The organism is Streptomyces sp. NPDC058375, from assembly GCF_042723425.1.
GTDB classification, from domain to species: Bacteria; Actinomycetota; Actinomycetes; order Streptomycetales; family Streptomycetaceae; genus Streptomyces; species Streptomyces durocortorensis.
This window is the reverse complement of the sequence record NZ_JBHXJG010000276.1, coordinates 1-9,404: the sequence shown is the minus strand read 5'-3', so window position 1 is coordinate 9,404 and position 9,404 is coordinate 1. Positions and strand designations below refer to the sequence as shown.

Sequence of the window (9,404 nt, the reverse complement as noted above, 5' to 3'; positions counted from 1 at the left end):
GTGGCGGATGCCACCGGCCCCGTCGGTTGGAGCCGTATGCCGGGGAGCCGCACGTTCGTACGGCACGCACTGCCCCGCCCCCTGTCCCGCGTGCGCACCCGCGCAGGGCCCCGACCGTACCGGCCTGGGCCTCTTCGGCTCAGCTGACGTCGTCGAGTATGGTTACGTCGACGTGGCGGCGCTGCGGCGGCCGCGGGCGTTGGGGTGGGCGAGGAAGAAGTGGTCGGGGAGGGGGCCGATGCCTTCGGCCCCCTTGCTGTCGTCACAGGGGCTGGGGTACGCGCCGCACAACGGCGATGCGTAGTGCGGGGCGCGTCCTGGGCGCGCCCGGCTACCGTCTGTCCTTCACGGCGGCTGATCACGCGTCAGCTTGCCCGAAGACCGACCGCCAGTGTCAGTTCGAGGACCCGGCCCGGTGATGCGAGATCCGGGAACAGCTCCCGTAGCTGCGACATCCGGTAACGAACTGTCTGGGGATGGACGAACAGGGCCGCCGCCACCTCGTCCCGTCGGCCCTGGTGCAGCAGCCATGCCCGCAACGTCTCTTCCAGCCGGCGTGCGGTCGCGGCGGGCAAGGTCCGCAACGGTGCGAGGGCCCGGGTGCGCAGGTCCGCAAACGCGTCCGCGTCGGCGCTCAGCACCAGCTCGGGCAGGTGCTCCTCGGTGTCGCGGATATCGGAGGAGAGGGAGCGCGCGCGTACGGCCCGTGCGTACGAGGCAGACGCACGGGTCCACGGTCGTGCCGGGCCGACCACGGCGGCGCGGTCGGTCAGCCGGCTCAAGAGATGTGGCCGGTCGGCATCGGGGACGAGCAGCACACCGGTGGCGTCCTGCAGGTCGTCGAGGACGAGGGTGTTCGGGTCGAGCGTGCGGTAGACAGGCCGGGCCTGGGCCGCGGGCAGCAGGACCGCGGTCAGAGAAACCGGAGACTGCCATCCGGCCCGTTGGACGGATGCCGTCAGTACGTCCGGGCTCGCGTCGGCGAGGAGGTCCCGGGCCAGGTGTTCCAGGTGGCGCTCGTGGGCTCTCCCCCGGGCGGCCAGCTCGTCGGCGTGGCCGGCGGCGCTCGCGGCGGAGAGTTCGTCGATGTAGGCGAAGGTGAGCTCGGCGAACTTGGCGACCTCGGCGGCGGGCAGCCCTGCGGGCACGGCGCCCGCCGCGAGACATCGCCAGGCCACGCGAGCACCTACGCGGTAGGCGCTGAGCAGGGCGTCCATCGAACGCCCGTCGCGCACCTCGCCGCGGCCCAGCTCGTAGGCCGCGTCGTCGCCGTCACCGCCCGCGGCGTTGCCGCTCGCGAGGTCCAGGTAGTGGCCCAGGGCGGTGCGGACGGCCCGGCGGATGGTGGCGCCCATACGGCCCGAAAGGGCGTTGGCGTAGGAAGGGACCTCGTCGATGATCGCTTGGACGATCTCGTCGGCGGTGGTCTTCAGCGCGGCCCGAAGTGCGGTGACCGTCGTCTCATCCAGAGCCAGTTCGCTGGCTCTCCGGGCTGCATGACTCATGTTTTTGTTCCCTGCGAACAATTCCGTCGACCAGATTCACGTCTTTAGGTTAGGACTTTACGCCTTCACGCGCAGCAAGCTGGAGCCATGACGAGTACAGCCCTCCGCAGCAGGGCGTGGAAACTACTGGAGATGGTCACGACGCCGCTGCTGCCGTCGGACTACCTCGACCTGGTCAGCCCGCTGCGTGCGGGCGCCGACCTGCGGGGGCGCATCGAGGCCGTGCACCCCGAGACGGCTGACGCCGCAACGGTCGTGATCAGACCGGGACGGGGCTGGCGCGGCCATACAGCCGGTCAGTACGTACGGATCGGGGTCGACGTCGACGGGGTGCGCCTGTGGCGTGCCTACTCCATCACCTCGCCGACGAACCGCCGGGACGGCCGCGTCACCATCACCGTGAAGGCGATTCCGGACGGCAAGGTGAGCAACCATCTGGTCCGCAGGGCGAAACCGGGCACGCTGATCCACATCGACCAGCCGACCGGTGACTTCGTCCTGCCGCAGGCCAAGCCCGCCAAGGTGCTCTACCTGACGGCCGGCAGCGGCATCACGCCCGTGATGGGCATGCTGCGCGACAACGAGTTGGACGACGTCGTCATGGTCCACTGCGCACCGCAGCCGCAAGACGTGATCTTCCGCAGGGAACTGCACGGCCTGGTGGCGGACCGGAAGCTGCGGCTCACCGAGGTGCACACCGACACGGACGGCATGCTCGACATCGCCCGTCTCGACGAACTCGTGCCCGACTGGGCCGAGCGCGAGACCTGGGCGTGCGGGCCCGCGGGACTGCTCGACGCCACCGAGGAGCACTGGAGAGAGCACGGCGTCCATGAACGCCTGCACACCGAACGCTTCCGCCCCGGCATCGTCGTCGCCGGCGACGGCGGCGAGGTCACGTTCAGCGTCACCGGGAGGACCGTCGACGCGGACGGCGCCTCGCCGCTGCTGGACATCGGCGAGGAAGCCGGCGTGCTCATGCCCTCCGGGTGCCGCATGGGCATCTGCTTCGGGTGCGTCACGCCGCTCAAGGCGGGCGCCGTCCGCGACCTGCGCACCGGCGAGATCACCGAGGCCGAGCCGGGCGTCCTCATCCAGACCTGTGTGTCCGCCGCTGCGGGCCCCTGCGACATCGAACGGTAGGAGCATCTTGACCGCCATCGACCCCACAGCCCACCTGAACGCGGAGCAGATCGAGGAACTGGGCCGCGAGCTGGACGCCATCCGCGACGAGGTGATCGCCGACCGCGGCGAGAAGGATGCCGCCTACATCCGCCGGGTCATCTCGGCGCAGCGCAAGCTGGAGCTCGTCAGCAGGGGGGTGCTGCTGTTCTCGCTCTTCCCGCCCGCATGGCTGATCGGCACCGCCGGGCTGTCCGTCGCGAAGATCATGGACAACATGGAGATCGGCCACAACGTCCTGCACGGCCAGTGGGACTGGATGCGGGATCCGAAGATTCACTCCACGACCTGGGAGTGGGATCACGTCTCGCCGTCCGACCAGTGGAAGCACTCGCACAACGAGCTGCACCACACGTACACCAACGTGATCGGCAAGGACAACGACCTCGGCTACGGCATCATGCGCGTCGACGAGGACCAGAAGTGGCACCCCTTCCACCTCGGCCAGCCGCTGTGGAACTTCCTCAACGCCTGCTTCTTCGAGTACGGCATCGCGGCGTACGACCTGGAGCTCGGCAAGAACCTCCACAAGCGTCGCCGCAAGAACCCGGAGTTCCGCGCGCGGGCCAGGGCCGTGGGCCGCAAGATCCGCAAGCAGGTGCTCAAGGACTACGTGATCCACCCGCTCCTTTCGGGCCCGTCGTTCCTCACCACACTCGCCGCCACGTTCACCGCGAACCTGGTCCGTAACCTCTGGACCCACTCGGTGATCATGTGCGGGCACTTCCCCGAGGGCGTACAGGTCTTCGAGCGCCGGTCGATCACGGGCGAGACGCGCGGCCAGTGGTACCTGCGCCAGATGATGGGCTCGGCGAACATCAGCGGCAGCAAGGCCATGCACTTCATGACCGGCAACCTGTCGCACCAGATCGAGCACCACCTGTTCCCGGACCTGCCGAGCAACCGGTACGCCGAGGTCGCGGTGAAGGTGCGCGCCCTGTTCGAGAAGTACGAGCTGGAGTACGTCACCGGCCCGCTGCCCAAGCAGGTGTTCTCCGCGTGGCACAAGGTCTTCCGGCTCGCGCTGCCGAACAAGCCGAACAAGCCGAAGGCCAAGACGCCGGACCAGGAGCTTGTCGCCGCCTGAACTCCAGTAGCGCGGGATAGGGGCTGTGCGCCACTGTGGTCTTTCCCCGCGGGCGCATGTGAGTGACCATCAAGGGCAGAAGGTCATCGACGTCATGAGGGGGCAGACGTGAAGGTGGGACTGCTGAGTCGTGAGTACCCGCCGGACGTCTACGGCGGCGCCGGTGTCCATGTCGAGTTCCTGGCCAAGGAGTTGCGCGGGCTCACCGATCTGCAGGTCCACTCCTGGGGTGAAGGAGCCTCGGACGGGCTGGTCAGGCACCGGCCCGGCCGGGAGCTGGACGGTGCGAACGACGCGCTGCGCGCCTTCTCCGTGGACCTGTCCATCGCCGCCGCGCTCGAAGGCCGCGACCTCGTGCACTCGCACACCTGGTACGCCAACCTCGCGGGCCACCTCGCAGGAATGCTCTACGGCATCCCGCATGTGATGACCGCCCACTCGCTGGAGCCGCTGCGGCCCTGGAAGGCCGAACAGCTCGGCGGCGGCTATGCGTTGTCCAGCTGGGCCGAGCGCACCGCCGTGGAGTCCGCCGACGCGGTGATCGCCGTCTCGCACGGAATGCGTGCCGATATCCTCGGCTGCTACCCGCAGTTGGATCCGGACCGGGTCAGGGTCGTCCACAACGGCATCGACACCCGCCTGTACCGGCCGGCTCCCGGAGCCGATGTGCTGCGCCGGCTGGGTGTCGACCCGGACCGCCCCTACGTCCTGTTCGTCGGCCGCATCACGCGCCAGAAGGGCGTCCCGCACCTGCTGCGCGCCGCCCACCGGCTCGACGCCTCAGCACAGTTGGTGCTCTGCGCGGGCGCCCCCGACACTCCGGAGATCGAAGCCGAGTTCCGTGAACTCGTTGGTGAACTGAAGCGCTCGCGCAACGGGGTCCACTGGATCCCGGACATGCTTCCGCGGCCCGACGTCATCCAACTCCTCAGCATGGCCGCCGTGTTCGTCTGCCCTTCCGTGTACGAGCCGCTCGGCATCGTCAATCTCGAAGCGATGGCCTGCGGCACTCCGGTGGTCGCCTCCGCGGTCGGAGGGATCCCCGAGGTCGTCTCCGACGGCGGTACGGGACTGCTCGTGCCGTACGAGGCCGACGAGCCGGCCCGGTTCGAGGCGGATCTCGCCGAAGCGATCGGCCAGGTGCTCGCCGACCGTCCGGCGGCACAGCGGATGGGTGAAGCGGGCCGCGAACGTGCGGTGCGCGAGTTCGGCTGGGACATGGTGGCCCGGCGGACGCTCGAGGTGTACGAGGAGATCGTCGAAAAGGTGTAGCCGGAAACGGTTCGGTGTTTCAGGAGGGGGAGTGGCCATGCGCGCTGGACCTTCGGTGCTCGGGATCGTCCTTGCGGGAGGCGAGGGCAAACGGCTGATGCCGCTGACGGCCGACCGGGCGAAACCCGCGGTGACCTTCGGCGGAACCTACCGGCTGGTCGACTTCGTCCTGTCGAACCTCGTCAACGCCGACATCATGAGGATCTGCGTCCTCACCCAGTACAAGTCCCACTCGCTGGACCGCCATGTGACCACCACCTGGCGGATGTCCAGCCTGCTCGGCAACTACGTCACACCGGTCCCGGCCCAGCAGCGCCTCGGCCCGCGCTGGTACCTCGGCAGCGCGGACGCGATCCTTCAGTCGCTCAACCTCGTCCATGACGAACAGCCGGACTACATAGCGGTGTTCGGGGCCGACCACGTCTACCGCATGGACGCACGCCAGATGCTGGAGCGGCACATCGAGAGCGGCGCCGGCGTGACCGTCGCCGGTATCAAGGTGCCCCGTGCGGAAGCCTCCGCCTTCGGCGTCATCACCCCGGCCTCCGACGGCTCACGCGTGAAGCGCTTCCTGGAGAAGCCCTCCGACCCGCCCGGCCTGCCCGGCGACCCGACCAAGGTCTTCGCCTCGATGGGCAACTACCTTTTCTCCACGAAGGTTCTCGTCGACGCCCTCCACCAGGATGCCGAGGACGAGGACTCCGTCCACGACATGGGGGGATCCATCCTGCCCATGCTCACCGAGCGCGGGGCCGCGCACGTCTACGACTTCGACGACAACCACGTACCGGGCGAGACCCAGCGCGAGCGCGGGTACTGGCGGGACGTGGGTTCCCTGGACAGCTACTACGAGGCCCACATGGACCTCATCTCCGAGCGGCCGCTGTTCAGCCTCTACAACCAGCGCTGGCCCATGTACACCCACGCTGCCCACCAGGCCCCGGCCCGTTTCGTCTCCGGAGGCATCGCCGGCGAGTCGATCGTCAGCCCGGGCTGCGTGATCCGTGGCCAGGTCACCGGGTCCGTGCTCTCGCCCGGTGTGATCGTCGAGCAGGGCGCGGTGGTCCAGGGCTCGGTGCTGCACCACGGGGTGCGCGTCGGCAGGGGAGCGGTGGTGCGGAACGCGATCCTCGACAAGAACGTCGACGTCCCGCCCGGGGCGACGATAGGCGTCAACCCCGAACGGGACCAGGAGCTCTACACCGTCTCGCGCAACGGCGTGATTGCCCTCGGCAAGGGCCAGGCGGTGAACTAGGGGGTGTCCGGCCGGCCTTCGGCAGGAGTCGCAACCAGTCATCGGTCCAGACCTCTTGACGATTGGTCTAGGCCTTTCTATGGTCACGGAAACCCTGCGGGGACCGAGGCCGACGCTACGTACTCGGGGTCACGTGGGATCGACGGGTCAGGCACCCCGCTGCCCGCCCGAAGCCACCGAGGAGCAGCCTTGCGCACGGAAACACGATGGCGGAGAACGAGATCGTCGCAGAGCGGCATCCCGAACAAGCGGTCCAAGGTCCTCGCGGGAGCCACGGCTCTGCTCCTCCCGCTGGCCGCCATGGTCGGCCTCGCCGCCCCTGCGGAGGCCGCGACCTCGGCCACCGCCGTATACACCAAGGCATCGGACTGGGGCTCCGGCTTCGAGGGCAAGTGGACGGTGAAGAACACCGGTACCACGACGCTCTCATCCTGGACCGTCGAGTGGGACTTCCCGGCGAACACCAAGGTCACCTCCGCCTGGGATGCCACCGTCACCAACTCCGCGAACCACTGGACGGCCAAGAACCTCGGCTGGAACGGCACCCTGGCGCCCGGAGCGTCGGTCTCCTTCGGTTTCAACGGCTCCGGCTCGGGCTCGCCCAGCGGCTGCAAGCTCAACGGAGCCTCCTGCGACGGCGGTGGCACCAACCCCGGCGACAAGGCTCCCTCCGCGCCGGGCAAGCCCACCGCGAGCGACATCACCAACACGTCGGTGAAGCTGTCCTGGGCGGCCGCCACGGACGACAAGGGCATCAAGAACTACGACGTCAAGCGGGACGGCGTCACCGTCGCCACGGTCGCCGGGACCACGTACACCAACAGCGGCCTGACCGCCGGCACCGACTACGGCTACACCGTGGTCGCCCGCGACACCGCCGACCAGACGGGCCCGGCCTCGGCCGCCACGACGGTCCGCACCACCGGGGGCGGTGGCGGCGAGAACCCCGGCGGCAACGGAAAGATCAACCTGGGCTACTTCACCAACTGGGGCTCCTACACCGCCAAGAATCTCGTCACCTCCGGCTCTGCCGAGAAGATCACGCACATCAACTACGCCTTCGGCAACGTGCAGAACGGCAAGTGCACCGTCGGCGACGCGTACGAGGACTACGAGAAGTCCTACACGCCGGAGCAGTCGATCGACGGCAAGGCCGACGCCTGGGACCAGCCGCTGCGCGGCCACTTCAACCAGCTGCGCAAGCTGAAGGCGCAGTACCCGCACATCAAGATCCTCTGGTCCTTCGGAGGCTGGACCTGGTCCGGCGGCTTCGGCCAGGCCGTGCAGAACCCGAACGCGTTCGCGCAGTCCTGCTACGACCTCGTCGAGGACCCGCGCTGGGCCGATGTCTTCGACGGCATCGACCTGGACTGGGAGTACCCCAACGCCTGCGGTCTGACCTGTGACAGCAGCGGCCCGGCGTCGTTCAAGAACATGATGCAGGCCATGCGCGCCAAGTTCGGCCCGGACAACCTGCTCACCGCGGCCATCACCGCCGACGGCTCCAACGGCGGCAAGCTCGACGCCGCCGACTACGGCGGCGCCGCGCAGTACATCAACTGGTACGACGTCATGACGTACGACTACTTCGGCAGCTGGGCCGCGCAGGGGCCGACCGCCCCGCATTCCCCGCTGACCTCGTACCCCGGCATCCCCGCTCAGGGGTTCAACTCGGCCGACGCGATCGCCAAGCTGAAGGCCAAGGGCGTTCCGGCCTCCAAGCTGCTGCTCGGCATCGGCTTCTACGGCCGGGGCTGGACCGGCGTAACCCAGTCCGCCCCCGGCGGCACGGCGACCGGCCCGGCGGCCGGAATCGAGCCCGGCAACCAGTACTACAAGGTCCTGAAGACCACCTGCCCGGCCACCGGCACGGTCGCGGGCACGGCGTACGCCCACTGCGGCAACAACTGGTGGAGCTACGACACCCCCGCGACCGTCGGCACCAAGATGGCGTGGGTCAAGGGCCAGGGCCTGGGCGGCGCGTTCTTCTGGGAGTTCAACGGTGACACCGCCAACGGCGAACTCGTGACCGCGATCAACAGCGGCCTCAAGTAGTCCCCGGTACGGCACCGAGCCCGCCGGCCCCGCACGGGGGTCGGCGGGCTCACTGTCGGTTTGGCCGAAAAGTAGGCCTTGTGGCAGCGGCCACCGGTTCCCGACAATCGGATCGCCTTGACGGGTGCATGACTATGATCCGCCGCGCCCTGTCGTGGTCTCCCTAGCAGCCCCCCACGAAAGAAGGCAGTCCGTGCAGCAATTCCTGCGTGCCCTGAAGAGATGTTCCGTCGTCGTCGCCACCGTCGCCATCGCGGTCGTCGGCCTCCAGCCCGTCACCGCCTCCGCCGCCCCCAACCCCGTCGTCGGCGGAACCCGCGCCGCCCAGGGCGAGTTCCCCTTCATGGTCCGGCTCTCCATGGGCTGCGGCGGCGCCCTCTACGCCAAGGACATCGTCCTCACCGCCGCCCACTGCGTGAACGGATCGGGCAACAACACCTCGATCACCGCCACCGGAGGCGTCGTCGACCTCCAGTCGTCCAGTGCCATCAAGGTCCGCTCCACCAAGGTCCTCCAGGCCCCCGGCTACAACGGCACCGGCAAGGACTGGGCGCTCATCAAGCTCGCCCAGCCGATCAACCGGCCCACGCTGAAGATCGCCACCACCACCGCCTTCAACCAGGGCACGTTCACCGTCGCCGGCTGGGGCGCCAACCGCGAGGGCGGCAGCCAGCAGCGCTACCTGCTCAAGGCCAACGTCCCGTTCGTCTCCGACGCCGCCTGCCGCTCCGCCTACGGCAACGAGCTCGTGGCCAACGAGGAGATCTGCGCCGGCTACCCCGACACCGGTGGCGTCGACACCTGCCAGGGCGACTCCGGCGGGCCGATGTTCCGCAGGGACAACGCCGGCGAGTGGATCCAGGTCGGCATCGTCAGCTGGGGCTACGGCTGCGCCCGTCCCGGCTACCCGGGCGTCTACGCCGAGGTCTCGACCTTCGCCTCCGCCATCGCCTCGGCGGCCCGCACGCTCTGACGCCGCGCACCACCACCGTCCGGTCGCCCTCGGGTGATCACGGCTGAACCACCCCGGGGGCTGCCCGTACGGACG

8 protein-coding genes are annotated in these 9,404 nt (G+C 69.0%); 6 read left to right on the top strand and 2 right to left on the bottom strand.

Translation table 11 applies throughout. The features are described 5' to 3' along the window. Positions 1-162 precede the first annotated feature (162 nt). Positions 163-291 carry a hypothetical protein gene (locus ACFWM7_RS30350; RefSeq protein ID WP_383266619.1) on the bottom strand — a complete coding sequence of 43 codons (129 nt, stop codon included), beginning with the start codon at positions 289-291 and terminating at the stop codon, positions 163-165. Positions 292-365: 74 nt separating this feature from the next. Further along, positions 366-1,505 (bottom strand): PucR family transcriptional regulator, encoded by a 1,140-nt coding sequence (locus tag ACFWM7_RS30345; RefSeq protein ID WP_383266616.1) that lies wholly within the window; start codon positions 1,503-1,505, stop codon positions 366-368. Between the two features lie 132 nt (positions 1,506-1,637). Here ACFWM7_RS30345 and ACFWM7_RS30340 point away from each other — a divergent pair, with 132 nt between their 5' ends. The 6 genes from ACFWM7_RS30340 (at position 1,638) to ACFWM7_RS30315 (ending at position 9,329) form a co-directional block, all read left to right on the top strand. Further along, entirely contained in the window at positions 1,638-2,648 is a 1,011-nt protein-coding gene (locus ACFWM7_RS30340; RefSeq protein WP_383266621.1) for a ferredoxin reductase, read from the top strand. A 7-nt stretch (positions 2,649-2,655) separates the two neighbouring features. After that, positions 2,656-3,774, top strand: a complete 1,119-nt coding sequence (locus tag ACFWM7_RS30335; RefSeq protein WP_383266614.1) for a fatty acid desaturase family protein — start codon at positions 2,656-2,658, stop codon at positions 3,772-3,774. A gap of 108 nt (positions 3,775-3,882) precedes the next feature. Beyond that, positions 3,883-5,046, top strand: a complete 1,164-nt coding sequence (gene glgA / locus ACFWM7_RS30330; protein ID WP_383266612.1) for a glycogen synthase — start codon at positions 3,883-3,885, stop codon at positions 5,044-5,046. Between the two features lie 37 nt (positions 5,047-5,083). Continuing rightward, positions 5,084-6,301 carry a glucose-1-phosphate adenylyltransferase gene (glgC, locus tag ACFWM7_RS30325; RefSeq protein ID WP_383266609.1) on the top strand — a complete coding sequence of 406 codons (1,218 nt, stop codon included), beginning with the start codon at positions 5,084-5,086 and terminating at the stop codon, positions 6,299-6,301. A 189-nt stretch (positions 6,302-6,490) separates the two neighbouring features. Continuing rightward, entirely contained in the window at positions 6,491-8,356 is a 1,866-nt protein-coding gene (locus ACFWM7_RS30320; RefSeq protein WP_383266606.1) for a glycosyl hydrolase family 18 protein, read from the top strand. 193 nt (positions 8,357-8,549) lie between these two features. After that, positions 8,550-9,329 (top strand): S1 family peptidase, encoded by a 780-nt coding sequence (locus ACFWM7_RS30315; protein WP_383266604.1) that lies wholly within the window; start codon positions 8,550-8,552, stop codon positions 9,327-9,329. Positions 9,330-9,404: the final 75 nt, after the last annotated feature.